This is a genomic window from Paraburkholderia atlantica (genome assembly GCF_000092885.1).
GTDB lineage: Bacteria > Pseudomonadota > Gammaproteobacteria > Burkholderiales > Burkholderiaceae > Paraburkholderia > Paraburkholderia atlantica.
This window is the reverse complement of record NC_014119.1, coordinates 989,575-1,013,186: the sequence shown is the minus strand read 5'-3', so window position 1 is coordinate 1,013,186 and position 23,612 is coordinate 989,575. Positions and strand designations below refer to the sequence as shown.

30 protein-coding genes are annotated in these 23,612 nt (G+C 62.1%); 22 read left to right on the top strand and 8 right to left on the bottom strand.

From position 1 onward, the window contains the following. Positions 1 to 58 precede the first annotated feature (58 nt). Positions 59 to 319: a hypothetical protein gene (locus tag BC1002_RS37000; protein WP_013094153.1), complete on the top strand. Its 261-nt coding sequence runs from the start codon at positions 59 to 61 to the stop codon at positions 317 to 319. Beyond that, the gene (gene yidD / locus BC1002_RS39880; RefSeq protein WP_013094152.1) at positions 300 to 506 is read left to right on the top strand and encodes a membrane protein insertion efficiency factor YidD; all 207 of its coding nucleotides are present in this window, start codon (positions 300 to 302) and stop codon (positions 504 to 506) included. Before BC1002_RS37000 ends, yidD begins: the two co-directional genes overlap by 20 nt. A gap of 94 nt (positions 507 to 600) precedes the next feature. Here yidD and BC1002_RS32170 read toward each other — a convergent pair whose 3' ends face one another. Then, the gene (locus BC1002_RS32170) at positions 601 to 1,800 is read right to left on the bottom strand and encodes a LysR substrate-binding domain-containing protein (RefSeq protein ID WP_049870315.1); all 1,200 of its coding nucleotides are present in this window, start codon (positions 1,798 to 1,800) and stop codon (positions 601 to 603) included. Positions 1,801 to 2,216: 416 nt separating this feature from the next. On the opposite strand from BC1002_RS32170, the gene BC1002_RS32165 reads away from it, so the two are divergent. The 8 genes from BC1002_RS32165 (at position 2,217) to BC1002_RS32135 (ending at position 7,084) form a co-directional block, all read left to right on the top strand. Continuing rightward, positions 2,217 to 2,645, top strand: coding sequence for a hypothetical protein (locus tag BC1002_RS32165; protein ID WP_013094150.1), 429 nt, complete (start codon positions 2,217 to 2,219; stop codon positions 2,643 to 2,645). After that, the gene (locus tag BC1002_RS38100; RefSeq protein WP_013094149.1) at positions 2,645 to 2,782 is read left to right on the top strand and encodes a hypothetical protein; all 138 of its coding nucleotides are present in this window, start codon (positions 2,645 to 2,647) and stop codon (positions 2,780 to 2,782) included. Before BC1002_RS32165 ends, BC1002_RS38100 begins: the two co-directional genes overlap by 1 nt. 163 nt (positions 2,783 to 2,945) lie before the next feature. After that, complete coding sequence (locus tag BC1002_RS32160; RefSeq protein ID WP_013094148.1) at positions 2,946 to 3,179, top strand: hypothetical protein; 234 nt, start codon at positions 2,946 to 2,948, stop codon at positions 3,177 to 3,179. Further along, complete coding sequence (locus BC1002_RS32155; RefSeq protein ID WP_013094147.1) at positions 3,176 to 4,099, top strand: YqaJ viral recombinase family nuclease; 924 nt, start codon at positions 3,176 to 3,178, stop codon at positions 4,097 to 4,099. Before BC1002_RS32160 ends, BC1002_RS32155 begins: the two co-directional genes overlap by 4 nt. Further along, the gene (locus tag BC1002_RS35795; protein WP_013094146.1) at positions 4,096 to 5,265 is read left to right on the top strand and encodes a RecT family recombinase; all 1,170 of its coding nucleotides are present in this window, start codon (positions 4,096 to 4,098) and stop codon (positions 5,263 to 5,265) included. Before BC1002_RS32155 ends, BC1002_RS35795 begins: the two co-directional genes overlap by 4 nt. A gap of 1 nt (position 5,266) precedes the next feature. Beyond that, a complete protein-coding gene (locus BC1002_RS32145) occupies positions 5,267 to 5,455 on the top strand; it encodes a hypothetical protein (RefSeq protein WP_013094145.1) in 189 nt (62 codons plus the stop codon). 232 nt (positions 5,456 to 5,687) lie between these two features. Further along, positions 5,688 to 6,086 (top strand): hypothetical protein, encoded by a 399-nt coding sequence (locus BC1002_RS32140; RefSeq protein ID WP_157874832.1) that lies wholly within the window; start codon positions 5,688 to 5,690, stop codon positions 6,084 to 6,086. Next, positions 6,083 to 7,084, top strand: coding sequence for a phage Gp37/Gp68 family protein (locus tag BC1002_RS32135; protein WP_013094143.1), 1,002 nt, complete (start codon positions 6,083 to 6,085; stop codon positions 7,082 to 7,084). Before BC1002_RS32140 ends, BC1002_RS32135 begins: the two co-directional genes overlap by 4 nt. Positions 7,085 to 7,086: 2 nt before the next feature. On the opposite strand, the gene BC1002_RS38095 is transcribed toward BC1002_RS32135, so the two are convergent. Then, on the bottom strand, positions 7,087 to 7,353 hold the full coding sequence (locus BC1002_RS38095; RefSeq protein WP_157874831.1) for a hypothetical protein: 267 nt from the start codon (positions 7,351 to 7,353) through the stop codon (positions 7,087 to 7,089). A gap of 35 nt (positions 7,354 to 7,388) precedes the next feature. On the opposite strand from BC1002_RS38095, the gene BC1002_RS32125 reads away from it, so the two are divergent. From BC1002_RS32125 to BC1002_RS32115, 3 genes are read left to right on the top strand one after another with little or no spacing between them, the layout of a single operon-like run. After that, on the top strand, positions 7,389 to 7,859 hold the full coding sequence (locus BC1002_RS32125; protein WP_013094141.1) for an ASCH domain-containing protein: 471 nt from the start codon (positions 7,389 to 7,391) through the stop codon (positions 7,857 to 7,859). Then, on the top strand, positions 7,859 to 8,143 hold the full coding sequence (locus tag BC1002_RS32120) for a hypothetical protein (protein ID WP_013094140.1): 285 nt from the start codon (positions 7,859 to 7,861) through the stop codon (positions 8,141 to 8,143). The genes BC1002_RS32125 and BC1002_RS32120 overlap by 1 nt, the downstream gene beginning before the upstream one ends. Next, positions 8,140 to 8,367 carry a helix-turn-helix transcriptional regulator gene (locus BC1002_RS32115; protein ID WP_013094139.1) on the top strand — a complete coding sequence of 76 codons (228 nt, stop codon included), beginning with the start codon at positions 8,140 to 8,142 and terminating at the stop codon, positions 8,365 to 8,367. Before BC1002_RS32120 ends, BC1002_RS32115 begins: the two co-directional genes overlap by 4 nt. Positions 8,368 to 8,465: 98 nt before the next feature. Here BC1002_RS32115 and BC1002_RS32110 read toward each other — a convergent pair whose 3' ends face one another. Continuing rightward, positions 8,466 to 9,338: an endonuclease/exonuclease/phosphatase family protein gene (locus tag BC1002_RS32110; protein ID WP_013094138.1), complete on the bottom strand. Its 873-nt coding sequence runs from the start codon at positions 9,336 to 9,338 to the stop codon at positions 8,466 to 8,468. Between the two features lie 250 nt (positions 9,339 to 9,588). Here BC1002_RS32110 and BC1002_RS32105 point away from each other — a divergent pair, with 250 nt between their 5' ends. Beyond that, positions 9,589 to 10,281: a phosphatase PAP2 family protein gene (locus tag BC1002_RS32105; RefSeq protein ID WP_013094137.1), complete on the top strand. Its 693-nt coding sequence runs from the start codon at positions 9,589 to 9,591 to the stop codon at positions 10,279 to 10,281. Here the strand turns inward: BC1002_RS32105 and BC1002_RS32100 are convergent. Continuing rightward, complete coding sequence (locus tag BC1002_RS32100; RefSeq protein ID WP_013094136.1) at positions 10,276 to 11,169, bottom strand: SDR family oxidoreductase; 894 nt, start codon at positions 11,167 to 11,169, stop codon at positions 10,276 to 10,278. The genes BC1002_RS32105 and BC1002_RS32100 overlap by 6 nt on opposite strands. Positions 11,170 to 11,272: 103 nt before the next feature. Here BC1002_RS32100 and BC1002_RS32095 point away from each other — a divergent pair, with 103 nt between their 5' ends. From BC1002_RS32095 to BC1002_RS39470, 3 genes are read left to right on the top strand one after another with little or no spacing between them, the layout of a single operon-like run. Next, complete coding sequence (locus BC1002_RS32095) at positions 11,273 to 12,160, top strand: helix-turn-helix transcriptional regulator (RefSeq protein WP_013094135.1); 888 nt, start codon at positions 11,273 to 11,275, stop codon at positions 12,158 to 12,160. Beyond that, the gene (locus tag BC1002_RS39475; protein ID WP_049870314.1) at positions 12,157 to 12,498 is read left to right on the top strand and encodes a KUP/HAK/KT family potassium transporter; all 342 of its coding nucleotides are present in this window, start codon (positions 12,157 to 12,159) and stop codon (positions 12,496 to 12,498) included. The genes BC1002_RS32095 and BC1002_RS39475 overlap by 4 nt, the downstream gene beginning before the upstream one ends. Positions 12,499 to 12,533: 35 nt before the next feature. Beyond that, positions 12,534 to 13,106 carry a KUP/HAK/KT family potassium transporter gene (locus BC1002_RS39470; RefSeq protein WP_260326951.1) on the top strand — a complete coding sequence of 191 codons (573 nt, stop codon included), beginning with the start codon at positions 12,534 to 12,536 and terminating at the stop codon, positions 13,104 to 13,106. Between the two features lie 20 nt (positions 13,107 to 13,126). Here BC1002_RS39470 and BC1002_RS32085 read toward each other — a convergent pair whose 3' ends face one another. Further along, positions 13,127 to 14,713 carry an alpha-amylase family glycosyl hydrolase gene (locus BC1002_RS32085; RefSeq protein ID WP_013094134.1) on the bottom strand — a complete coding sequence of 529 codons (1,587 nt, stop codon included), beginning with the start codon at positions 14,711 to 14,713 and terminating at the stop codon, positions 13,127 to 13,129. A gap of 48 nt (positions 14,714 to 14,761) precedes the next feature. Between BC1002_RS32085 and BC1002_RS32080 the strand changes: the two genes are divergently transcribed. Both BC1002_RS32080 and BC1002_RS32075 read left to right on the top strand, forming a co-directional pair. Beyond that, on the top strand, positions 14,762 to 16,426 hold the full coding sequence (locus BC1002_RS32080) for an alpha-amylase family protein (RefSeq protein ID WP_013094133.1): 1,665 nt from the start codon (positions 14,762 to 14,764) through the stop codon (positions 16,424 to 16,426). 131 nt (positions 16,427 to 16,557) lie between these two features. After that, positions 16,558 to 17,571, top strand: a complete 1,014-nt coding sequence (locus tag BC1002_RS32075) for a Gfo/Idh/MocA family protein (protein WP_013094132.1) — start codon at positions 16,558 to 16,560, stop codon at positions 17,569 to 17,571. A gap of 124 nt (positions 17,572 to 17,695) precedes the next feature. Here BC1002_RS32075 and BC1002_RS32070 read toward each other — a convergent pair whose 3' ends face one another. From BC1002_RS32070 to BC1002_RS32060, 3 genes are all read right to left on the bottom strand, one after another. Next, the gene (locus tag BC1002_RS32070) at positions 17,696 to 18,043 is read right to left on the bottom strand and encodes a hypothetical protein (RefSeq protein ID WP_013094131.1); all 348 of its coding nucleotides are present in this window, start codon (positions 18,041 to 18,043) and stop codon (positions 17,696 to 17,698) included. Positions 18,044 to 18,176: 133 nt separating this feature from the next. Continuing rightward, complete coding sequence (locus BC1002_RS39195) at positions 18,177 to 18,434, bottom strand: hypothetical protein (RefSeq protein WP_013094130.1); 258 nt, start codon at positions 18,432 to 18,434, stop codon at positions 18,177 to 18,179. A gap of 186 nt (positions 18,435 to 18,620) precedes the next feature. Next, positions 18,621 to 19,325 (bottom strand): GntR family transcriptional regulator, encoded by a 705-nt coding sequence (locus BC1002_RS32060; RefSeq protein WP_013094129.1) that lies wholly within the window; start codon positions 19,323 to 19,325, stop codon positions 18,621 to 18,623. 203 nt (positions 19,326 to 19,528) lie between these two features. Here BC1002_RS32060 and BC1002_RS32055 point away from each other — a divergent pair, with 203 nt between their 5' ends. The 3 genes from BC1002_RS32055 (at position 19,529) to BC1002_RS32045 (ending at position 23,544) form a co-directional block, all read left to right on the top strand. Beyond that, positions 19,529 to 20,803 (top strand): glucarate dehydratase family protein, encoded by a 1,275-nt coding sequence (locus BC1002_RS32055; protein ID WP_041735998.1) that lies wholly within the window; start codon positions 19,529 to 19,531, stop codon positions 20,801 to 20,803. Positions 20,804 to 20,874: 71 nt separating this feature from the next. After that, positions 20,875 to 22,203: an MFS transporter gene (locus BC1002_RS32050; protein WP_013094127.1), complete on the top strand. Its 1,329-nt coding sequence runs from the start codon at positions 20,875 to 20,877 to the stop codon at positions 22,201 to 22,203. A 51-nt stretch (positions 22,204 to 22,254) separates the two neighbouring features. Continuing rightward, entirely contained in the window at positions 22,255 to 23,544 is a 1,290-nt protein-coding gene (locus BC1002_RS32045) for an MFS transporter (RefSeq protein ID WP_013094126.1), read from the top strand. Positions 23,545 to 23,612: the final 68 nt, after the last annotated feature.

The window sequence follows — 23,612 nt, the reverse complement described above, 5'->3', positions numbered from 1 at the left end:
CATTTCTCATCATTGCTGAGCAGACTCGTCTGCCTAACAATCATGGAGAAAATGAGACATGTATAGATATAAGATGATTCAGGCTCCACCAACCATTGCTGTAACCAAAGAGAGCAATTCTTCTAGCGTCGCCGCCGATTATCTTGAAAGCGTTGTCAACAAGAATGCAACGGACGGGTGGGAATTCTATCGAGTAGATTTAATTGGTGTCAGCGAGGAGCCTGGATGTCTTGCCGGACTTGGCGGCCAGAAAGCCACGAATCAGCAATACTTTGTGGTCACATTTAGAAAGCCTCGCGATGCTCACATGGCTCAGTAGGGTCACCATACGAATCTATCAGGCAGTCGCTCCCACTCGTGTTCGTGCGTCATGCCGATTCACTCCGTCTTGCTCGGAATATGCTCTGCAAGCCATAGAGACTTACGGCGTCTGGCATGGGTGGACTCGGACAATTCACCGATTGCGGCGTTGTCGCCCACCCAATGGGGGGCATAATCCTGTATAAGGGGCCGTCCTCAAAATCTGTCGAGCCACGGAAGCATGGGTCTGGGGGCGGGCGCTACCGGACAATACCGGTTTGTCCTTCGCGCCGCCCCACCCTAGATCAGCAACTCGACCGACCGCATCATCCGCCGGGTTTCGGGACGATCTGAATTGCTGACGTCTCGGATCGTATCGATCAGGTATCCGATAAAGCATGTAGATGCCACGCTTTGCGGACGCCCCGCGAGCGTGACAATACCAATCGTCTGCTCCTCTATTTCTTCTTGGACTGGGATCACGCACAAGTTCTGGCGGCGCGAGCAGAGCTCAATGAGCGGCCATGGGAATATGCTCAATCTGTCGGAGTGCTGCAGCAGATAGATGACTGCCGCGAGGGAGTGCACATAATGCAATGCGCGAGGCGAAGGCAGGCCGTGCCGCGTAAAGATATTGGCCGGTAAATGGGCCTCGCGTCCCGGATCCCGCGACAACAGCCAGCCGTAATCGAGAAGATCGGCCAGCGAATGCTTGCCGGCGGCAGGGTGCCCCTGCCTGGCCACGACTCCGTTGCCGGCAACCAGGAGTGGCCGGAAGTTGAACTCGGCTCCCAAGTCCTCCGGAGTCGGTCGACCAATAAGAAAGTCGATGCTGCCATCGCGCAAGCGTGGCAGGCCAAGCACCAGGTAGCCGTCGAATGTCTCCAACGCAACGCCGGGAAGCGTCTGTTCGAAGCGCTTCATCGTATCCGGCAGGAAGGCCATCACCATCCAAGGGGGCAGCCCGAACGATAGTCGACCCCGCGGTTGCCCACGCAACGTGTCGATATCATCGAGCGCGCGAGATGTCTGTCCGACGATCAGACGCGCGTGCTGCAGCAGCATTCGACCGCCATCCGTCAGGACAATCCCGGCCGGCGTGTGCAGCACAAGCGGCATCCGAAGAGATTCCTGCAGCTGACGCAGGTTCTTCGCCACCGCCTGCGCGGTTACACCAAGGATTGCAGCGGCACTGCGGACGCTCCCGGTATCAGCGATAGCGACCAGCGCTACTAGTTGATGCAGCTTGATGCTTTCGCGCATCTGCATACTTTGTGCCATCCGCGTTTCAACTACCGGTTGTTGCGACAACCATTGCTTGATCGCCAAGGCATCTAAATAAGGATACGTTACACCTTCGTGCACTAGACAGACGCTCCATGAGCGAGAGCGTTCGAAGCCGAACAAAGGGGTTGTCGGTATGCTGGCTGGATCAAACCGGGCGATGGTCAACGCGATGACAGACGAGGTCCGCCCGGTTGCGGCCGTGTTGCCCTGCATGCCCACGGTGTAGATTTCCGGTGGGCGACTTATATTATTTCCCCGGATGCGAACCCCAGAAGCGGGCCAGCAGGCGGGCTGTCGCCAAATCTGCATCCGGTCGACCGAGTTCAGCTCACACGCTGGAGCCCGCGCCGGCCGCATCAGTCCCCTCCGACATCAGAAAGAAAATTTGCGGCGAAGTCGTCATCAAGGTCGCAGAAGATGGCCGCCTGTACTGTGACCGCAAGGGTCTCTGCAGGACGAACGATGCCGTGACTCGCTACGCGCTGGACCAGATTCTCTCCCACTTCATCAAACGAGATCCCGGGTTGCCGTGGTAAAGCATCCGCTCAACCTACGTTTAGTTTTTACTTGACTTCAGGTTTAGTATTAACTAACCTTGCCTCCATCGCCACCCACCCGATGGAGGACCGATGCTCCACTTTCCACCCCCTGCGCCGCTGGCGCGCGTCACCGCTTTTGGTGACTACTTCGAAGACGTCGAGCTCGAAGATTCGACGAATGAAACCCGCGACGTGCAATCGCGCGCCGATCTCGTCGCGAGCATCGCGGCCGACAAGCTGAAGGACAAGCTGCAATGGCTGACGGACATCGATCTGATCGGCGGTATTCAGTCCGCAGAACTGGCACAGGCAGCCGATGTGCGCCGCGCGTATCTGATCGGTGACGCTGCGCTCGGCGCGCTGGTGCGCAAGCTGATCGTTTCGTCGATGACCGCGGACGCGGACACCGAGGCCGAGGAAGTGGTCCGGCTAATCGAGCGCGACGCGTGCGAGGACCGCGAACTGCGCGAGGATCGCGCCCCGTCGCATCCCACGTTCCGCATTACCGGGGGCCTGTAATGTCAGCCCTCGCTTTCAGTCTGAAAACTTTGCAGGCACTGCCGGCGCCGCATGGCGCGCTGACTGATCACCTGCTGCACGCGATCGCTGCGCTGATCATTGCTGAAGGCGTCGTCGCTGCGCGGGGTGCCGCGTGAGCGCGCGTCTTCTTCTCGGCCGCGCGCCGGCCGATAACGCTCTGTTGGGCGCATGCCTGCGCGCGCGCCGTCGCCTTCGTGCCCTCGCGACCATGCTTGCTTTTGGCATCGTCTCCGGCGTGTTTCTGTGGCTTGTCGTCGCGTTGCGCGCAGGCGGTGCAGCATGAATTCGACACTCGGCTTCTTCGCTGGCTGGACGTTTGTCTCGCTTACGTGCGGCGCGCTCTGGATTTTCATGCGCAGTGACAGCGCCGTGCGTCGCCTCGATGCACTGAGCCGTCGTCATCCCTTCATCGTCTGGACCGTGATGCTGACGCTGCTTGTCGCCTCGGCCGTCGCCCTCGTTTTTCTCAACACTGAAGCGGCTCCGGCCGCACTGAGAGGAACCACCGCATGAATGCTCGAGAACAATGGCTCGCCGATCGACAAGCTGGTATCGGAGGATCGGATGTCGCCGCCGCGCTCGGCCTGAGCCGCTACAAGACCGCCTTTCAGCTGTGGGCGGAAAAGACTGGCCGCCTTGAGCCGGAAAACCTCGACGACGTCGAGCGCATCCGTTTCGGCAATCTGATGGAAGAAATCATTGCGCGGGAGTACGCCCGACGCAACGACGTGAAAGTTCAGCGTCGGAATTCCATCATCGCCCACCCGAAATACCCGTTCATGCGTGCGAACGTGGACCGAGTCGTCGTCGGCGCGCGCCGCGGACTCGAATGCAAGAACGTCGATGGCATGGCGTTCCGCTTTGGCGAGTGGGGCGAGCCCGGTACCGATCAGGTGCCCGACGAATATTTGCTGCAGTGCCATCACTACATGGTTGTCCTCGACTATCCCGAGTGGCATCTGGCCGCGTGCGTGGGCGGCAACAGTCTGCGGACCTACATCATCGAGCGCGACGCTGAAACCGAGGAAATGCTGATCGAGCAGGAGCACGCGTTCTGGCAGCACGTCGAGCGCGACGAGGCGCCGTCGCTCGACTACGAGCACGCCACGGCGGAGGCGATGCTCAAGCGCATGCATCCCGAAACGGACGGAGACGAGATTGCGCTGCCGCCTTCTATTGCGTGGTGGCACGCCGTCAAGCTCGACGCCGACGAACACATCAAACGATACGAGGCCATTAGCGACGGCGCGAAGAACCACATCCTCGAAGCGCTCGGCAATGCCGCGGCCGGCACGCTGCCCGACGGCGGAAAGTACACCCGCAAGCTGGTCAAGAAGAAGGAATTCACAGTTGAGGCCAGTTCCTACATCAAGCTCGGCTATACGAAGCCCAAGGCCGCAAAAGAATCCAACGAAGCCACGGAGGCAGTATGAACAGCAACGTCATGCCGCTCGGCGCCGAGCGCGGGCCGCTCGCGCCGTCACAGACCAGCGGCAACTCGCTCGACATGGTGCTCGACGTCGCCACGATTCAGGCGATCAACACCATCGCCGAAACGATGGCCGGCGGCAAAGTCGCGATCCCGGTCCATCTGCGCGGCAACAAGGCCGACTGCTTCGCCGTTGCAATGCAGGCGTTTCAGTGGCGCATGAATCCCTTCGCGGTTGCGCAGAAAACGCACATCAGCCAAGGTGGCCAGCTCGGCTACGAGGCGCAGCTCGTGAATGCCGTTGTCTCGAACCTCGCGCCAATCACGGGGCGCCCCGATTATCAGTTCCTGGGCGACTGGAACAAGGTTCTCGGGAAAGTTGAGGAGCGCAAGTCGGACAAGGGCGGCAAGTACTACGTCGCGACGTACACGAAGGGCGACGAGCAAGGGCTCGGCGTAATCGTGCGCGCGACGCTGCGCGGCGAGTCCGAACCGCGCGAAGTGACCGTGATGATGTCGCAAGCCTATCCGCGTTTCTCGACGCAATGGGCGACCGATCCGCAGCAGCAAATCTGCTATCTCGCAATCCGGAAGTGGGCGCGGCGCTTCACGCCTGACGTCCTGCTTGGCGTCTATACGCCCGACGAACTCAGCGCCGAACGGCCCGAGACGATCGACATGGGCCGTGCCGACGAGGTTCGCGCCGCCGCAACCACGCAAGCCCCCAGCAAGACCGACTCGTTGCGCTCGCGCATGGCGAGCAAGCGCACGGGCGCTACCGCGGCCGACACTCCAAACGCCGATGCCATGATCCGTGCGATCGAGAACGCGACCACCGGCCACGAACTGAAAGTCGCTATCGCCCGGATCGATGAAATCACGAATGACGTCGACCGCGAGCGCGTGCGGACCGCGTATCAGGAAAAGGTACGCACGGAAAAGGAACGGGGCCAACGCGAGACGGCCGCGCAGGCAGATCAGGCCCAGCAGCAGGACAACGGCGCACCGCCGCTCGCACCGTACGAGACCATGCTGTCTCGCATTCAGCAGTGCAATGACGTCGAGGTGCTGGCCGTCCTGGCCGACGAAGCGCGCGCCTATCCGGAAACGGAGCGCATCAAGCTCGATCAGGCCTATCAGGACCGCCGCGAAATTCTGCTCGGAGCCTGACGTGCGCCACCTCTCCACCACCGAAATGATTCAGCGGCTGGCCGGCCTGCTGGGCACGAACGACCTGACCGAATGGGAGCAGGGATTCGTGCGCCAGCTCGACGAGATCCGAAGCGCCGGCCGTGTCACGAGTCTGAGCGACAAGCAGGTCGACCGGCTCGACGAGTTGCACGCGAAACATTTCAACTGATCCCCGCGGCGCGCCGGTATGCCGCAGAGACATTGAAGCCTCGAAAGCCGGCACACGTCCTTTGAAATTTGCGGGCGGCTTACATAGCGCCCGGCTTTTTTAAGAGAGCTAAATGCATCCCTACAAAAAAACCCGCATACCGCGCAATCGGCTTGAACGGCGCGCCGCGGATCGGATACATAAAAAGGCGCTTCAGCGCGGGGGGAAAAGCCAGGCACAAGCAGCCGCCGCGGTGTCGCGGCTTCACGCCGACGGCTACGCCCTGATGTGGTACGCATGCTCGTGCGGCCACCGCGAGCGCATCTGGAACAGCCGCGACGGCGTGACGCCCTACGTCGTGCCTTGCCCTTCCTGCGGCGCCTCGTCGCTCACGCATGTGGACTGGCACGATGACCAGACCCGGCCGACCTACACGCCGCACGACGGTCAACGCGTGTTCGTCGATATGACGCGAGCGCAGGCCTCACAAATCGTCGCGCGCGCCTTCCAGCGCCTCGGTCTGGATCAGGCGCATCCGCGCTTCGAGCCGTCCGTCGACGAACTGCTCGGGCATACATCAGGAGGCTCGCCGCTCGTCGCCGTGGCCGGCGATGTCGCGTGGTATGCGCCGCATGTGGAGGTGACGACGTGAGCGACAACACCAAAATCGAATGGACTGACGCAACCTGGAATATCGTCACCGGCTGCGACGTCACCAGCCCCGGCTGCAAAAACTGTTATGCGATGAAGCTCGCCGGCACGCGCCTGCGCAACCATCCGAGCCGCGCCGGACTGACGCGGCCTACGGCGGCCGGTCCGGTCTGGACGGGCGAGGTTCGTTTCAACGACCAGTGGCTCGATCAGCCGTTTCGCTGGACTCAGCCGCGAATGATCTTCGTTTGCGCGCATGGTGACCTGTTCCACGAGTCGGTGCGCGACGAGTGGATCGACAAGGTGTTTGCGGTGATGGCCCGCGCCCGGCAGCACACGTATCAGGTTCTGACGAAGCGCGCCGACCGGATGCGCGAGTATTTGTCGCATCCGGTCCGACACGGCCGCATGCTCGCCGCGTCGCATGAAATCGGCTGGGCGGGAATGGAGTGGTGCCAGTGGCCGCTGCCAAACGTCTGGCTGGGGGTCAGCGTCGAGGATCAGAAGCGTGCCGACGAGCGCATACCGGCGTTGCTGAAATGTCCGGCCGCGGTCCGCTGGATTAGCGCCGAGCCGCTGCTAGGCCCGATCGATCTCACCTGCATCGAAATCGACGAGATGCTCACGCCGACTACGCGGGGCCGGATTAGTGCGCTCTCGACAGACGACGAAAATCGGTATTTTCAGGCTCCGCACGCTCTCGACTGGGTAGTCGTCGGCGGCGAAAGCGGATCGCGTGCAAGGCCGATGCATCCCGATTGGGCACGATCGCTGCGCGACCAGTGCGCCGAGGCTTGCGTCCCGTTCCTGTTCAAGCAATGGGGAGAGTGGGCGCCGGGTTCAAATTGGCCGGATGACATCGCAATACCCAGCGGTGAACTTTGCAACTTCGATAATCCATTGCTAGACGATGCCGGATCAGTTTGGCGCGTCGGCAAGAAAGCCGCCGGCCGCCTGCTCGACGGCCGCACGCACGACGAATTCCCGGAGATGGGGTGATGTCAGAGATCAGGAAAACCATCATTGATCGCCGTGCGAGCGCGCACTTCAGCGTCCCCCAGCGCATCCTGAAGCTCGTCGAACCACGCGCCGACTTCGAGCTGGTATTGGAGAAAATTCCTGTACACAGGCTTGCCGTCCAGCCTCGTAATTACGGCTCGGGCCGAAAAGCGGCCATTCGGATCCGCAGCGCCCGCAAGATACTCCCGGTCAGCGTTGATAACGATGTAATACGGATCGGCTTCAATTTCGCGATGTCGGTCGGACATATCCAGCTCCAGTATCTCGCCTCAGGAATCCTAGCATGAAGGCGCTTTCCATCCGTCAGCCGTGGGCGTGGCTGATCTTGCGCCCAGACCTCGCGGGCTCCGGTCGCGCCGCGGCGATCGCTGCAGGCATGCTGAAGGACATCGAGAACCGCAGCTGGCCGACGAAGGTCCGCGGGCGTGTGCTGATTCACGCGTCCACGAGCATGACGCGCGCCGAATACGAAGCCGCACAGGATCCGTTGTGGTCGGTCGGTGGTCCGACGATCGAACTGCCGCCCTTCGACCAATTGCAGCGCGGTGGAATCGTCGGCGTCGCGACGATCGACGAATGCGTCCACCCTGTCGATCGCGCATCGCGCTGGCATATGGACGGCGCTTTCGGCTTCCATCTGGTCGACGCAAAGCCGCTGCCGTTCGTTGCCTGCAAGGGTGCGCTCAACTTCTTTGACGTGCCGCCCGACGTCGCCGCGCAGTTGCGGCAGATGCACGAATTGGGGGCGATCTGATGCCCTGCACGCCTTTCAAGCTGCCCGGCGGGGGTTCCGGCTTCATCTGCACCCGCGGCCGGCGCACGCGCTGCGCCGCGGGGCCGTGCGCATCTTCAAGCAGCTACCAGTGCGACTACCCGGTGGGCCCGCGCAAGACTTGCGACCGGCACCTGTGCGCGAAGCACGCGCACGAGATCGCGCCCGACGTCCACTATTGCCCCGAGCATTGCTCGCTGTGGAAGCGCGCCGGCGCGCCGATGCAGTCGAGCTTCGATTTTGACCAGGAGAACCAAGAATCATGACGCTCCAAGCCGACCGGCCGCAATCGGTCAAGCTCCACCGGATCAAAAACGCCGCCCTGTTGTTGGGCGTGTCGAAGCCCACCATCTACAGGTTGGTTCGCGCTGGCGAACTGACGTTGGTGAAACTGGGACGGCGCGCCTCGGCGATAACAGACGACAGTCTGTGCGCCTTCATCGCCTCGCACACGCAGATTGTCGGCGAGGGTAGCTCGACTGGTAGCTGAAATCGCGTCTGCGGCAGAAATCGGCCGGAAAACCTTACTGGGCATAGCTCACTATAGATATGCGCCTTAACAGACCCTTAAGCATTCCCGCCGAACCTTCAACGCAGTTCCAGCCACATCGGCTGATGATCGGACGAGCGGCTGTGCGGATCGACCTCGCACGATGCAATGCGTGTGCCCAGGTCTTGGGTGACGAAAACGAAATCGCACGCGAACGGTCCGTCGGGCCATTGCTCGTGATCATACAGGCCGACCGTCGCGGCACGCGGCTCGCCGGGGTGCGCGCGGGCCCACGCATCGACGAACGTCGGTGCGTCGGCGATCGGTTCCAGCATCCGGCAAAACGCGGTGTCTTCGAATGCGCTGTTGAAGTCACCGCACACAACCGCGCTGAGCGGGCGCGCCGTATCGGCAAACGGGCTGTCCGGCTTTTCACCCCGCGCGGGAGAGCGCGCGTGATCGCACGCTTCCTGATGCAGCTCACGCAGTCTTGCCACTTGCGCGAGCCGCTGTTTCTCCGAATAAAACTCGAGGTGAGTGCTAATGACACGAAGCGGACCGACGTCGGTTTCGAGCACCGCTTCGAGCGCGACGCGCAGCATCGACGGCTTGGCGGGATCGGCGGGCCACGGCAGTGAATGGCGCAGCACCTGACGAACCGGTAAGCGGGTCACGATGGCATTGCCGAACTGCCGCCGATGACGGCTCGCGCCCAGCGAGGGAAGATCGGAGCCGATCGCATCGAGTACGGTCATTTCCGGCAGCAGAGCGGCAAGTTCGGCGAACTGATCGGACGATGGCGCGCCTTTCAGTCCGCCTGCCGCCGGTTCTTCGTTGAAGCCGCGCGTGACTTCCTGCAGACACAGCACGTCGAAGTCGCATAACGCGCGGGCTTCACGCACGATCCGGCCGAGGTCGACGCGGCCGTCGACGCCGCAGCCCCACTGAATATTCCAGTCGACCAGTCTCATGATGGCCTCCTTGAAAGATCCGACTATAGGTTATCGCTGCGCCTGGCGCTGGCACGGGAACAACTTACGATCCGGAAGCACTTTTCAACCACAAATTTCCCGTTGTGACGAACCGCCACCGAGTCACCGAAAGTTAGCGATGAAATTGCCCAGTAAAAATTGTCAGTGAAAGTAAGCGCCAAAAAATGCCGTGCACGCGATGAATTATGCTGACCCTCATCCGCGACCGGCTCATTTTCTTTAGAAAATAATGAATAGCTTCGATTTGTCCATCGAAACATATCTGTCCCACATACACTTCAGTCATTTCGCGACGCTAGCCATACAAGCCATCGACAACCTGTACACCTTCAAAGGTCTCGTACTCGTTCCGGTGCTGTGGTGGATGTGGTTTCAGCAAGACGAGTGCCGCGAATGGCGGCGAGAAATGGTTCTCGCGACGGTTGTCAGCGGCCTCGCGGCGCTCTTCGTCGGAAGACTGCTGACTCACTGGTTGCCGTTCAGGGTGCGGCCCGTCTATAACCCCGAACTGCATCTGAGCTTTGCCAGCGGCGATATCAAGGACGCAGTGCTGACCAACTGGAGTTCCTTCCCGAGCGATCACGCGATGCTATGGATGGCGGTCGCCACCGGCATTTTCCTCGTATGGCGGGGCATCGGTGTGCTGGCGCTTCTCTATACCGCGCTGTTCATTTGCCTTCCGCGCGCCTATCTCGGCTTTCACTATCCGACCGATTTGCTGGTGGGCGCCGCGGTGGGAATCACGATCACCTTGATCATGACGCGCGATGCGATCCGCACGCGCTACGCGACGCCGGTGCTGCAATGGATCGACCGCCACCCGGGGCCCGCGGCGGCGCTGGCCTTTATTCTGTGCCTCCAACTCGTCACGCAGTTCGACGAACTGCGCAGGCTGGCGAGCGGCGTATTGAAACATCTATGATGGAACGTAGCGCGCTTCGTTCAGGTCCGAGAGCAGCGTCGGACCTGTCGGTCGCCAGCCCAAACGCGCCTGCGTCTGCGCACTCGATGCCGGCATATCGAGCGCGGCGAACATCGCCATCCATCCGAAGTACGCCTGCGCTTCGTCGCGAGCGATCGAGACGACCGGCAACTTCAGGCCGCGCCCCAGCGCCTCGGCGATCTCTCGTGCACTAACACCTTCTTCGCCCACCGCGTGATAGCGCGCACCGCGTTCGCCCTTCTCGATCGCAAGCCGGTACAGCCGCACGACATCCGACAGATGTCCCGCCGGCCAGCGGTTACGTCCCTCTTCCACGTACGCGCACACGCCTTTGTCCCGAGCGATCTGGATGAGCGGCGTGATGAGGCCTTGCCTGTACGGGTTGTGCACTTGCGGCAAGCGCATCACCGATACGTTGACGCCGTCCTTCAGCAGCGCATTGCCGGCCAGCTCGGAGCCGATGCGCGGGTTCGGGTGGCTGGTGTTGAACACGTCCTCGGTCGCCGGCTGTCCGTTATCTCGGCTGCCGACGCCGGTGCCTGACGTGATCAGAAGCGGCCGATCCGTGCCCACCAGCGCCGAGCCGAGTGCAGCGATAGCACGCTTGTCCTTCTCGCAGTTCTCCACGAAGTGCGAGAAATCGTGGTCGAAAGCAAGGTGTATGACGGCGTCGGCCTTCGCGGCGCCGCGGCGCAAGCTGTCGGTGTCTTCGAGCGTACCGCGATATACCTCCGCACCCGCTGCGCTGAGGGCCTGCGCGCCCTGATCGGACCGGGTCATGCCGATCACCTGATGCCCGGCTTCGATAAGTTCGGGCACCAACGCCGAGCCGATAAACCCGGTTGCGCCCGTCAGAAAGATTCGCATGGTCAAGTCTCCAGGATAGCCACTGACGCACTATGCGATCATTCACTATGCTATTGAAGTAGTGAGCTTATCCCGGTAAAGCGACTAACAGGTTAATCATCCAGTGAACACCGCCCAATCCCTCGGAGACTTTCTGCGCAGTCGCCGCACGCGGCTCGATCCGGCCAGTTTCGGCTTCTCGGGCCGCAGGCGTACGCCAGGATTGCGCCGGGAAGAAGTGGCCCAGCGCGCGAATATCAGTTCGACGTGGTACACATGGCTCGAGCAGGGTCGCGGCGGCGCGCCGTCCGCCGCGGTGCTGGAGCGCATCTGCGCGGCGCTGATGCTGACGAATGCCGAGCGCGAACATCTGTTCATGCTGGCCTTGGGGCGCCCCCCGGAAGTGCGCTACCGGTCCACCGACGCAGTGGACCCGCGCTTGCAGCGCGTGCTCGATTCGCTCGATGCCAGCCCGTCGATCATCAAGACCGCGACGTGGGACGTCGTCGCGTGGAATCGCGCGGCAGCCGTCGTGTTGACCGACTACAGCGCGCTGCCGCCGGGCCAGCGCAACATCCTGCGCTTCCTGTTCGGCGATCCCGACGTCCGTGCAAAACAGCACGACTGGGAGAGCGTCGCGCGCTTCGTCGTGGGGACGTTCCGTGCGGACGTCGCACGCGCGGGGATCGCTTCGGAGGTCGGCGATCTGGTTGACGATCTGTGTCGCGCGAGCCCCGACTTCGAACGCATGTGGCGCGAAAATCAGGTGTTCGGCCACAGCGAAGGCCAGCACGTTAAGCGCCTGCTGCATCCTGCGTTCGGGACCATCGAAATGGAATATTCGCTGTTCGCCGTCGATGGCCGGCCAGACCTGAGCATGCTCGTCTACACCCCGCTCGACGCGCGAATCGCCACGCGCATCCGTAGCGCCGTGTCATCGATGGACCGCCGCCGCGCTGGCGGCGAGACGACGAAACGTCGCTTTGCTCCGTCCCTTGCTCATCTTTCATGACGAGTCAGGCGATCGAACTGGGCTTTCTGCCGCGCCTGCGGGTCGTCGAAACGTCCAGAGAGCAGCGCGGACAGGTCTATTCGCCCGCCGTCAACCTGATCCTGTTCGTGGCCGTACTGTTTCTCGTACTAGCCTTTCGAAGCTCGTCGAAGCTGACTTCGGCGTATGGCATCGCAGTCGCACTGACGATGCTGATCACCACGATCCAGATGATCAGCGTGTCGCGCAACGTCTGGCATTGGCCCCTCTATGGCGCGGCGCTCGTGAGCGCGCCGTTGCTCGTCGTCGACGTGACGCTGGTGTCCGCGAACGTGCCGAAAATCGCTTCAGGCGGCTAGTTTCCCGTCGCGTCGGGCTGATACTTTTCGTGCTGATGTCGACATGGAATCGCGGACGGGAGATTGCCGCGACCCATGCGAACCAAGCCGATGCGCTCGACGCATCCCTGCGCGACGCGCTAGCCGGTCCCGAACGTCCGGCGCGCGTGCCAGGCACGGCGGTTTTTCCGGGCAACGCATCGGGCAAGACACCGGCGACATTCAGGAGCAACATCCGCCACAACCGCGTGCTGCACGAGACGACGATTTTCTTCGCCAACATATCGGAGTCCGCGCCGCGTATCGATGACGAAACGCGCATCGACGTGCGAGACCTCGGCCACGGATGCTTCGAGATCATTGCGCATCACGGGTTCGTCGAGCGCCCCAACCTGCCGCGGCTGCTCGAATCGCTGGCGGGCCGGTTCGATGGCTGGCACTACGATCCCACGCACACCACGTTTTTCCTGCCATGCGATGAAGTCATCAAGGGGCGTTCGCACGGCAGCATGATGCGCTGGCGCGAGGCGCTGTTCGGACAGATGGCGTTTCATTCCACGCCCAGCGCGGAATACTATGGGCTGCGAGCGGAGGACGTGGTTGAACTGGGCATTCAGGTGGCGCTTTGAAGCAGCGAGTCACCTACCGTTCACGAGGGAGAGTCGACGATCACGATGACCGCCTCGCTGGCGGCAAGCAGATTGGCGCCCTGGACGAAGGCGTCACCGATGCGCGTGGTCACCGTCGATAGCAACACCATGCCGGCGTGCGACTGCACGGTGGCAGCGTCGGCGCCCATGTTCAGTGCGATGAAAAGGCATTGATTGCCATCGCGCCGCTCATAGGTCAGCACGTCGCCCTCGGCAACGACATTCTCGATCGTGCCCCGCACGAGCGCGGCGCTGCCGCGGCGCAGACTCAGCAGACGCCGATACAGCGACAACATGCTCGCCATGTCGCCGTCCTGTTCGCGCACGCTCGTCGCCGTCGCAATCGGCAACCAAGGTTTGCCGTCCGTAAAGCCCGCATTCGGCAGCGAGCCATCCCATTGCATAGGCGTGCGCTCGGGATCGCGTCCCTGGCAAATGCCCGGTTGCCGGAGCTCCGCCGGGTCCTGAATCTCATCGGACGCGATATAGCCGTCCGTCATGCCGATTTCATCGCCGTAGTAAAGCGTCGGCGTGCCTCGTAGCGTCAACAGCAGCACAGCGGCCACACGTGCCTGTGCCGCGCCGACGCGCGACGCGACGCGCGGATTGTCGTGGTTTCCCAGCACCCAGTTCGGCCACGCGTATTCGGGCAACGCAACGTCGTAATCGCGGATCATGCGAGCGATGCTCTCCGCATTCCATCTCGCGCTGAGCAACTGAAAATTGAACGGCATATGCGCTCCTTCGCCGTTCACGCCGTAATACTTCACCAGTTGCGGGACAGTCAGATAGATTTCGCCGATCAGCACGCGCTCGCCGTATTCGTCCAGCGTGGCTCGCATCGAGCGGACGAGTTCATGCACTTCCGGCTGATCCTCGGTGTAAGTTTGCAACAGCCGATGATGCTCCGGCTCGCCGGGCAGATAGCCGGGATTGGGCGGATTGTCGCGAAACTGCGCGTCCTTGATCAACAGCCACAGCACGTCCACGCGGAAGCCGTCCACGCCGAGATCGAGCCAGAAACGCAGCACCTGGTCCATCGCACGGCGCACTTGCGGGTTCCGCCAGTTCAGGTCGGGTTGCTCGCGCAGAAACGCGTGATAGTAGTACTGCCCCGTCACGTCGTCCCACTCCCACGCCGAGCCGCCCATGCGGCTCAACCAGTTGTTCGGCGGCCCGCCATCGGGCGAGGGATCGCGCCACAGATACCAGTCCCGTTTCGGATTGTCTCGCGACGAGCGGCTTTCCTCGAACCACCGATGCCGGTTCGACGAGTGATTCGGCACGAAATCGAGCAACACCTTGAGCCCGAGCCGATGTGCGTGGCCCATCAATTGCTTGAACCCGTCCAGAGTGCCGAACCTCGGATCGATGTTGCAGTAGTCCGCGACGTCATAGCCGAAGTCGGCCATGGGCGACGGGTAGATGGGCGAGATCCACACCGCATCGACGCCTAGCGCCGCGACATATTCGAGGCGCGCGCTGATGCCGGACAGATCGCCGATGCCATCGCCGTTACTGTCCTGAAACGAGCGCGGATAGATCTGATAGATCACACCGCGTTGCCACCAAGCCAGCTCCGACATTGCAATTCCTCTTCACGATCGATTGTTTGGGCGCTACGCGCGGACCCTATGCTAAATGACCTCTGGTACAAGAACACGATCATTTATTGCCTTTCGGTAGGCACCTTCATGGATGCGAACGGCGACGGCGTCGGCGACTTCCAGGGCCTGATGCGCAGGCTCGATTACCTGCAAGGGCTCGGCATGACGACGATCTGGCTGATGCCTTTCCACCCGTCGCCAGGACGCGATAACGGCTACGACGTTTGCGACTATTACAACGTCGATCCGAAGTACGGCACGCTCGGCGATTTCGCCGAGTTCACGCATGCGTGCGCCCAGCGGGGCTTACGCGTGATCATCGACCTCGTGGTCAATCACACGTCCGACCAGCATCCATGGTTCCTGGAAGCACGCAGCGATCCCGCTTCGAAATATCGCGACTGGTATGTCTGGTCGGACGACAAACCGCCCGACGCGCAACGCGGCGTGGCGTTTCCCGGCGTGCAGAAGTCGACCTGGAGTTTCGACAAGCGGGCAAGACGCTGGTACTTCCATCGTTTCTATGATTTTCAACCGGATCTGAATACCTCCAATCCGCATGTGCAGGCGGAGTTGCTGAAGATCATGGGCTTCTGGATCCAGCTCGGAGTGTCCGGATTCCGCATGGACGCGGTGCCCTTCGTCATCGCGACGAAGGGCCCGATGGTGCGCCGCCACGCCGAGCAATACGACATGTTGCGGACGTTTCGCGAGTTTCTGCAGTGGCGCGAAGGCGACGCGATCATTCTGGCCGAAGCCAACGTGCTGCCCAAATCGGATCTCCAGTACTTCGGAGACGAGGGCGAGCGCATGCCGATGATGTTCAACTTCCGCGTCAATCAAAACACGTTCTACACGCTCGCGACGGGCAACACGAAGCCATTGAAGGACGCGCTGCTTGCGACAAAGCCACGGCCGCCGACTGCGCAATGGGGTGTGTTTCTGCGCAATCACGACGAACTCGATCTGGGCCGGCTGACGCCCGCTCAGCGCGCGTCTGTGTTCGCCGCGTTCGCCCCGGACCCCGACATGCAACTGTATGGGCGCGGCATCCGCCGCAGACTCGCGCCGATGCTGTCGGGCGACAGACGCCGTCTTGAACTTGCCTACAGCCTGATGCTGAGTTTGCCGGGCACGCCCGTGTTCCGGTACGGCGATGAAATCGGCATGGGCGACGATCTGCGCCGGCCCGAGCGCCAGTGTGCGCGCACGCCGATGCAATGGTCGGGCGAGCCGCAAGGCGGTTTCACCAGCCATTCAAATCCGCCCGTCCCGGCGATCGCCGGCGGGGCGTATGGCTTCGAGCGGGTCAACGTGGCGAAGCAGCGACGCGATCCCGATTCGTTTCTCAACTGGACCGAGCGGATGGTCCGCATGCGCCGCGAAGTGCCGGAAATCAGCTGGGGGGACTTCGAAGTGCTGCCCACCTCGCGAAACGATGTGCTCGCCCTCTGTTATCACTGGCGTAACAACTCCGTGCTGTTTCTGCATAACTTCCGCGCCGAAGCGTGTACCGTCGAATTCCGCCTGAGCTCCAACGAACCAGGCCGGGATTCGCTGATCAATCTTCTGTCCGACGACCACAGCGACGCTGACGATGACGGCTGTCACACGGTGGTGCTCGAGCCGTTCGGATACCGATGGTATCGGGTAGGCGGCCTCGACTATCTGCTCAGGCGGACCGAGGTCTAGCGACGACGAGCCACGGTTAAACTGATACGATCGCAGGCTCCTGGTCGTTCGCGGATTCACGCGACTTGCCGACTTACGCGAATGCTCGGCCTGCTCGACTCATCGGATACGCAATCGGAAAAAGGGATGTCATGGCAAAGGATCAAATAGTCTGGGGTATTTTGGGCGCCGCAAAGATCAACGACAAGGTGGTCGTGCCCATGCACAACGCGCCGAAGTGTCGGGTGAAAGGCATCGCCTCACGCTCTCTGGAGAAGGCGCGGGAGGCCGCGGACAGATATGGTCTCGCTGTCGCATACGACGGTTACGAGGCGCTCCTCGCGGACCCGGAAATCGACGCGGTCTATATCCCTTTGCCGAATCATCTCCACGTCGAATGGACGATCAAGGCGGTCGAGGCGGGCAAGCACGTGCTGTGTGAGAAGCCGATCAGCCTGGACGCACAGCAGGTCGAACGACTGATCGCCGCGCGCGACAAGAGCGGCCGATACATCCAGGAAGCCTTCATGGTTCGCACGCATCCGCAATGGTTGAAGGTGCGGACCTTGATCAACGAAGGCGCGATCGGCGAATTGCGGGCAGTGACCGGCGGTTTCACCTATCACAACACGAACGAAGACAATATCCGCAACAAGAGCGAGCTAGGCGGCGGCGGCCTGCTCGATATCGGTTGCTATCCGATCACGACGTCGCGCTTCACTATCGGGCGTGAGCCGCGGCGCGTAGTTGCGCTGGTGGAGCAGGACCCTGCCTTCAAGGTGGACCGGCTCGGCTCGGTGCTGATGGACTTCGATGGCGTGCAGGCGAGTTTCTTTTACTCGACTCAAACCTATCCGTACCAGCGGATGCAATTCCACGGTACCAAAGGGCGAATCGAAGTCGAAATTCCATTCAATGCGCCAAACGATCGGCCGACGCGCCTGCTGATCAGTCAGCACAATGGCGACGGTGTCGCGACTGATCGTTGGCTGGAAGTTCCGGTGTGCGATCAATACGGCGTAGCCGCCACCGCGTTCGCAGAGGCGATCCTGAGTGGGGGCCCGCAGGCTATTCCGCTGGAAGATGCGCGCGCGAATATGCGGGTGATCGACGCCGTGTTCCGCTCGGCTCGGTCGGGCGCGTGGGAAAGCATCGCCCAACATTGAAGTGCAACGCGGCGCGACCTGCGCTGTTCAACGCGCGGGAAGCGCCCAGTTGTGTGATTCGCGACCCCGCAATGGTAAAGGCCGCTTTGGCGAAGCCATAGGCGATGGCGAGCGAAGGTGGCCTCTACTTGGCCGGCGCGGTGACATCGCAGTCGCCGCCATGCATGCCGCTGCCAGTGTTTTTCAGCGTAAGCACGAGTCTGCTGCCCCGGTTTGCCGTCATGATCTGACCATAGCTAACCGTCGGAATGAACTGGATATCCGGCGCAACCGCCACCGGCGGATTTCTCGCCCCGTCGACGGTGAGGTCTAGCTCCACGGTAATCGAGTCGATTGCGGCGCCCAGATCCTGCTTCCGCCCAGCCTGATCTTTGCGGAAATTGCACAGGCCCTGGAGAACCTGCTCGAGGGCAGTCGGGATATCGACCGGCTTGCCCGGTGCGATCGGAGGCGTGTTACAGCCGACGATCATGAACGGCAAGGTGCAAAGCGCTACGTATCGCCAGGCTCGCATCGGCTGCCCCGCTTGATCTGGTGGACGTGGTGTCTGCCTTCCCGTGCCGCCGCTGGTTCAGTACCGAGCAGGCGCACGCGGACGCAAACGCTCAATACTTGATATTCCTGGCCGCCTGACGGCCGCCCTGCTTGGTTTGCCGCTTGTCCTGCCGGCATTGCGAATTGCTCTTCTGATCCGCGGCTCTGCACTCCTGCTTCGTATGGCGGGCGCCTTGGCGTGTCTCCTGGCGAACGTCCCGTCCGGCGCGACGTTGCTGTGCCTGTTCGGTTGCCCAGGCGCTTCCCGCGCAAGCCATCGCTGACATAGCCATCACCGCTAGCGCGAACTGCCGGCTCCATGAAAACATGGCGGCCCCCCTGACAAGTTGACTGTGACTATTCCGGCTTTGTACAAGGGTGCCACGCGTGGATGCCGCGTCAATCGGACCAAGGTCCTAGGGCCGTCGCGATGGCTTTGTCAGGTGGGCGGAGCTCAGACGGGTGCGCAGATCGAGAGTTTCAGCGACGGCGAAATCCGCATTACAGGACAACGCTCACTCGTCCGCCAAAAAATTCGGATGACTCGTGCGAATCTGATCGATCTGACTCAGCGTCCCGGACAGATGCTTGCGTAGCGCCGCCTGCGCGGCATCGACGTCGCCTTTCTCGATCGCATCGACGATCTCCGCATGATCGCGCACGACCGCCATCGTCTTGCCCTCCACCGGCAGATTCAGGCGCCGCAGCCGGTCGATATGGCCGCTCAGCCTACGCACCAGATCCCACAGCTGCGGCACGCCCGCCGCCTCGTACATCTGCCGATGAAACGCCTGATCGAGCAGCGAGAACTCCTCGTAGTTCTTCAGGTCGAGCAATTCCGTTTGCCGCGCGATCGTGACGCGCAGTTCCGCGATCAGCGTGGCGTTGTGTTGCTCCGCGAGCGTGCGCACGACTTCGAGTTCGATCGAGCGGCGCAGAAAATGCGCCTGCAGCGCGGAGGTCACTTTGATCTGACTGACGACAGTCGCGTGCTGCGGATAAATGTCGACGAGACCTTCCTCGCCGAGCTTCATCAGCGCGTCGCGCACCGGCGTCTGGCTGAGCCCGTAGCGGTTCGCGAGCTCGGTGCGCGACAGCACCGTGCCCGGCGTCAATTCGAGCGAAAGGATCATTTCGCGCAGTCGTTCGAAGACTTGCGGCGCGGCGTGGCGGGAGCGGTCGAGCCGGGTGACCGTCGACGAGTGAGCGTGGTTTTTCATGTCAGAAATTGAAGCTTGGACGCAGGCCGACCGACGGGGCGGTCCGCTGAGGCACTAGTACTATAGCCGACGCCTGCCGCTTCCAGCGGGCTTGCAGGCGGAATTCGCCACAAAGTGGACATGAGAGTTTACCCCACTAACGCACTAATATATTAGTGCTTTACTATCCGTCCCATCAAACTCCACTTATGCCGATTGCCAACATGACTCGCGACATCACCATCACGCAGGTGCGCATCACCCCGATCGCCTTCCGCGACGGCCCGCTGCTCAACGCCGCCGGAATCCACGAACCTTGGGCGCTGCGCGCCATCGTCGAACTGGAGACGAGCGACGGCCGCGTCGGCATCTCCGAGACCTATGGCGACGAACCGATGCTGCGTGTGCTCGAACAGGCGAAGTCGCTGGTGATCGGCCTGTCGCCGTTCGACCTCAATCGCATGGAAGAACGCGTGCGGGGCACGATCAAGGCGACCCCCGGTGCGGTCGAATTCGAACTCGCGCCCGGCTCGCACGCGGCGAAGAACGCGCCGAAAGTCATCAGCACGCTCGAAGTCGCGATGCTCGACCTGCAAGGGCAAATCGTCGGCGCGCCGATCGTCGATCTGCTTGGCGGCAAGGTGCGCGACGCGGTGCCCTACAGCGCCTATCTATTCTTCAAGTACGCCGAGCACATCGACAAGCCCTATGCGCCCGATGCCTGGGGCGAAGGCCTGAGCCCCGAGCAGATCGTCGCGCAGGCGCGTCGGATGATCGAGCTGTATGGCTTCCAGAGCATCAAGCTGAAGGGCGGCGTGTTCGAGCCGGCACACGAAATCGCGTGCATGCGCGCGCTTCATCAGGCGTTCCCCGGCGTGCCGCTGCGCCTCGACCCGAACGCGAACTGGACGCTCGAAACGAGCATCGCCGCCGCCCCTGAACTCGACGAACTGCTCGAGTACTACGAGGACCCGTGCCCGAGTCTCGAAGGCATGGCCGAACTGGCGAAGCATACGCGCCTGCCGCTCGCGACCAACATGGTCATCACGACGATGGAAGACTTCCGCCGCGGCGCCGAGATGGGTTCGGTCAAGGTCCTGCTGTCGGATCACCACTACTGGGGCGGTCTGCGCGCGACCCAGACGCTCGCGCGCATGTGCAAGCTGTGGGATCTGGGCATGTCGATGCACTCGAATTCGCACCTCGGCATCAGCCTGATGGCGATGACGCACGTCGCGGCAAGCATCCCCAACCTGACCTACGCGTGCGACACGCACTACCCGTGGCAGGAGGAAGAAGTCATCAAGGTCGGCCGCGTGACGTTCGACAACGGCTCGGTGCGCGTGCCCACCACGCCGGGCCTCGGCGTCGAGCTCGACCGTGAGCGCCTCGCCGAACTGCATGCGCAGTATCTGTCGTGCGGCGTGCGCAATCGCGATGACCTCTCGCAGATGCGCAAGTACGAACCGGGCTTCACCGGCAAGAATCCGCGCTTTTAATTCTCGCTTCCCATCCGCGCCTACGAGGCCCGCGACGCGCAACGCGCGTCGCCATCGAAGGAGACAACCCCATGAGTAGCCCGATTGCCGACACGGCGCGGCCCGCGCTCGCCGGCGCGCTGGCGAGCGCGGTGCGCAAGATAAAATGGCGCGTGCTGCCGCTGTTTGTAGTGATGTTCATCGTCAACTACATCGACCGGGTGAACATCGGCTTCGTGCGCCAGCATCTGAGCGCCGATCTGGGCATCGGCGCGGCGGCCTATGGGCTCGGCGCGGGGCTCTTCTTCATCAGCTACGCGATCTTCGAAGTGCCATCGAACATCCTGTTGCAGCGCTACGGCGCGAAGCTGTGGCTCGCGCGTATCATGCTCACGTGGGGCCTGGCCGCGGCCGGCATGGCATTCGTGCGCGGCGAGACGTCGTTCTACGCGATGCGGCTGCTGCTCGGTGCAGCCGAAGCGGGCTTCTTTCCCGGCGTCATCTATTACTTCACGCAATGGCTGCCGAGCAACGAGCGCGGCAAGGCGATGGCGATCTTCCTGAGCGGCTCGGCGCTCGCGTCGGTGTTGTCCGGGCCGATCTCCGGCGGGTTGATGCTGATCGAAGGCGCGGGGCTGCGCGGCTGGCAGTGGATGTTCATCATCGAAGGCATGTTCTCGGTCGTGCTCGCCGGCTTCATCCTGCTGTGGCTCGACTCGAAGCCGCGCGACGCCGCGTGGCTCACCCGCGCCGAACAGGACGCGGTGCTGGATGCGGTCGACGAAGAGCAACGCCAGCGCGCCGCCGCGCACCCGGTCAAGCCGTCGCTCGGAACGCTGCTGCGCGATCCGCAAATTCTGATCTTTTGCCTGATCTACTTCGCGGTGTCGCTGACCATCTACGGCGCGACTTTCTGGCTGCCCAGCATCATCCACAAGATGGGCCATTTCAACGACTTCCAGGTCGGCCTGTTCAACTCGATTCCGTGGCTGATCTCGATCGCGGCGATGTATCTGTTCGCGATGCTCGCGGCGCGCTTCAAGTTCCAGCAGGCGTGGGTCGCGTGCGTGCTGCTGATCGCCGCGCTCGGCATGTATGCGGCCGGCCAGGGCGGCCCGATGTTCTCGTTCGTCGCGATCTGCTTTGCTGCGATCGGCTTCAAGGCGGCCTCGTCGCTGTTCTGGGTCATCCCGCAGGGCTATCTCGACGCGCGAATTTCCGCCGCGGTGCTCGCGCTGATCAACTCGATCGGCAACCTCGGCGGCTTCGTCGCGCCGGCGACCTTCGGCTTCCTCGAACAGAAGACCGGCTCGATCGAGGGCGGCCTCACTGGACTCGCGGTGATGTCGGTGATTGCCGCCGGGGTCGTGTTCTTCTCGCGCATGAGCCCGCGCGAAGGATTGCCCGCCTCAGCGCATTGACCTATCGAACAACCGTATAGACAACTTTTTCAGAAACCTTCAGGAGACACGATGAAAACATTAGAAGCTACGACGGCTGCCGCACGGACGGCCGTCGGACGATACCGATGGACCATCTGCGCGATGATCTTCGCGGCAACGACGATCAACTACATGGATCGTCAGATGCTCGGACTGCTCGCGCCGATGCTGCAAAAGGATATCGGCTGGAGCCAGGTGCAGTACGCGCAGACCGTGATGGTATTTACCGTCGCCTATGCGGTCGGTCTCGCGATCTTCGGCCGCATCGCGGACCGCGTCAGCACGAAGAAGGTTTACGGCGGCGCGATGGCGCTGTGGAGTCTGGCGGCGATGCTGCACGCGGTGGCATCGACCGTGCCGGGCTTCGCGGCCGTGCGCGGTCTGCTTGGCTTCGGCGAAGCGGCCAATTTCCCGGTTGCAATCCGCACTACCGCCACGTGGTTTCCGAAGAAGGAACGCGCGCTGGCGACGGGCTTCTGGAACATGGGCGCGACGATCGGCGGCATCGTGGCACCGGCCTTCGTGCCGATCGCCGCGGTGATGTGGGGTTGGCGCGCGACGTTCATCGCGGGCGGCGCGACCGGTTTCATCTGGCTGGCGGTGTGGTGGCTGGTTTATCGGCAGCCTTCGGAGCATCCGTCGGTGTCGAAGGAAGAACTCGACTACATCAATGCGGATCGCGAGGAAGTCGTCGAGCAGAAAGTCAGCTGGTTGTCGGTGCTCAAGTACCGCGAAACGTGGGCGTTTGTCTTCGGCAAGCTGCTGACCGATCCGGTGTGGTGGTTCTATCTGTTCTGGCTGCCGAAGTGGCTCAATGAGTCGCGCCATATCGACATCGGACACATGGGTCTGCCGCTGATCGCGATCTATACGATGTCATCGGTCGGCAGCGTGGCGGGTGGCTGGCTGTCGTCGCGCTTGATGGCGCGCACCAACAGGCCGAATTTCGCACGCAAGCTCACGATGCTCATCTGTGCATTGTGCGTTGTGCCGATCGCAACGTTGTCGGCATTCCAGAACCTGTGGTGGGCGGTGCTCGCCGTTGGTCTCGCGGCAGCGGCGCACCAGGGCTGGTCGGCGAATCTCGTCACGACTGTCGGCGACGTGTTCCCGAAGCGGATCGTCGGCACGGTGATCGGTATCGGCGGTGTGGCGGGGATGGTCGGTTCGTTCTTCTTTTCAGGCGTGATCGGCGAGACCTTGCAGCGTACCGGAAATTATTGGGTTCTGTTTACGGTCGGCGCATCGGCGTATCTGGTTGCGCTGGGCATCATTCATCTGTTGATGCCGCGAATGACGGCGGTGAAGTTGCGCGATTGATGTAACGTTTGTCGGTGACACATCGGAAAGGCGGGGGACGCATGATTGGCGTCCCCCGCCTTTTTTGT

Excerpts from the sequence above, each read along its gene's own strand:
- BC1002_RS32160 (WP_013094148.1), top strand. The coding sequence starts at position 2,946 with ATGAATTCGACACTCGGCTTCTTCGCTGGCTGGACGTTTGTCTCGCTT.
- BC1002_RS39475 (WP_049870314.1), top strand. The coding sequence starts at position 12,157 with ATGACGAGTCAGGCGATCGAACTGGGCTTTCTGCCGCGCCTGCGGGTC.
- BC1002_RS32080 (WP_013094133.1), top strand. The coding sequence starts at position 14,762 with ATGCTAAATGACCTCTGGTACAAGAACACGATCATTTATTGCCTTTCG.
- BC1002_RS32170 (WP_049870315.1), bottom strand. The coding sequence starts at position 1,800 with ATGCAGGGCAACACGGCCGCAACCGGGCGGACCTCGTCTGTCATCGCG.
- BC1002_RS32075 (WP_013094132.1), top strand. The coding sequence starts at position 16,558 with ATGGCAAAGGATCAAATAGTCTGGGGTATTTTGGGCGCCGCAAAGATC.
- BC1002_RS32165 (WP_013094150.1), top strand. The coding sequence starts at position 2,217 with ATGCTCCACTTTCCACCCCCTGCGCCGCTGGCGCGCGTCACCGCTTTT.
- BC1002_RS38095 (WP_157874831.1), bottom strand. The coding sequence starts at position 7,353 with ATGTCCGACCGACATCGCGAAATTGAAGCCGATCCGTATTACATCGTT.
- BC1002_RS35795 (WP_013094146.1), top strand. The coding sequence starts at position 4,096 with ATGAACAGCAACGTCATGCCGCTCGGCGCCGAGCGCGGGCCGCTCGCG.
- BC1002_RS39470 (WP_260326951.1), top strand. The coding sequence starts at position 12,534 with ATGTCGACATGGAATCGCGGACGGGAGATTGCCGCGACCCATGCGAAC.
- BC1002_RS32085 (WP_013094134.1), bottom strand. The coding sequence starts at position 14,713 with ATGTCGGAGCTGGCTTGGTGGCAACGCGGTGTGATCTATCAGATCTAT.
- BC1002_RS32110 (WP_013094138.1), bottom strand. The coding sequence starts at position 9,338 with ATGAGACTGGTCGACTGGAATATTCAGTGGGGCTGCGGCGTCGACGGC.
- BC1002_RS32115 (WP_013094139.1), top strand. The coding sequence starts at position 8,140 with ATGACGCTCCAAGCCGACCGGCCGCAATCGGTCAAGCTCCACCGGATC.
- BC1002_RS32125 (WP_013094141.1), top strand. The coding sequence starts at position 7,389 with ATGAAGGCGCTTTCCATCCGTCAGCCGTGGGCGTGGCTGATCTTGCGC.
- BC1002_RS39195 (WP_013094130.1), bottom strand. The coding sequence starts at position 18,434 with ATGTTTTCATGGAGCCGGCAGTTCGCGCTAGCGGTGATGGCTATGTCA.
- BC1002_RS32050 (WP_013094127.1), top strand. The coding sequence starts at position 20,875 with ATGAGTAGCCCGATTGCCGACACGGCGCGGCCCGCGCTCGCCGGCGCG.
- BC1002_RS32060 (WP_013094129.1), bottom strand. The coding sequence starts at position 19,325 with ATGAAAAACCACGCTCACTCGTCGACGGTCACCCGGCTCGACCGCTCC.
- BC1002_RS32105 (WP_013094137.1), top strand. The coding sequence starts at position 9,589 with ATGAATAGCTTCGATTTGTCCATCGAAACATATCTGTCCCACATACAC.
- BC1002_RS32070 (WP_013094131.1), bottom strand. The coding sequence starts at position 18,043 with ATGATCGTCGGCTGTAACACGCCTCCGATCGCACCGGGCAAGCCGGTC.
- BC1002_RS38100 (WP_013094149.1), top strand. The coding sequence starts at position 2,645 with ATGTCAGCCCTCGCTTTCAGTCTGAAAACTTTGCAGGCACTGCCGGCG.
- BC1002_RS32120 (WP_013094140.1), top strand. The coding sequence starts at position 7,859 with ATGCCCTGCACGCCTTTCAAGCTGCCCGGCGGGGGTTCCGGCTTCATC.
- BC1002_RS32100 (WP_013094136.1), bottom strand. The coding sequence starts at position 11,169 with ATGCGAATCTTTCTGACGGGCGCAACCGGGTTTATCGGCTCGGCGTTG.
- yidD (WP_013094152.1), top strand. The coding sequence starts at position 300 with ATGCTCACATGGCTCAGTAGGGTCACCATACGAATCTATCAGGCAGTC.
- BC1002_RS32045 (WP_013094126.1), top strand. The coding sequence starts at position 22,255 with ATGAAAACATTAGAAGCTACGACGGCTGCCGCACGGACGGCCGTCGGA.
- BC1002_RS32155 (WP_013094147.1), top strand. The coding sequence starts at position 3,176 with ATGAATGCTCGAGAACAATGGCTCGCCGATCGACAAGCTGGTATCGGA.
- BC1002_RS37000 (WP_013094153.1), top strand. The coding sequence starts at position 59 with ATGTATAGATATAAGATGATTCAGGCTCCACCAACCATTGCTGTAACC.
- BC1002_RS32055 (WP_041735998.1), top strand. The coding sequence starts at position 19,529 with ATGACTCGCGACATCACCATCACGCAGGTGCGCATCACCCCGATCGCC.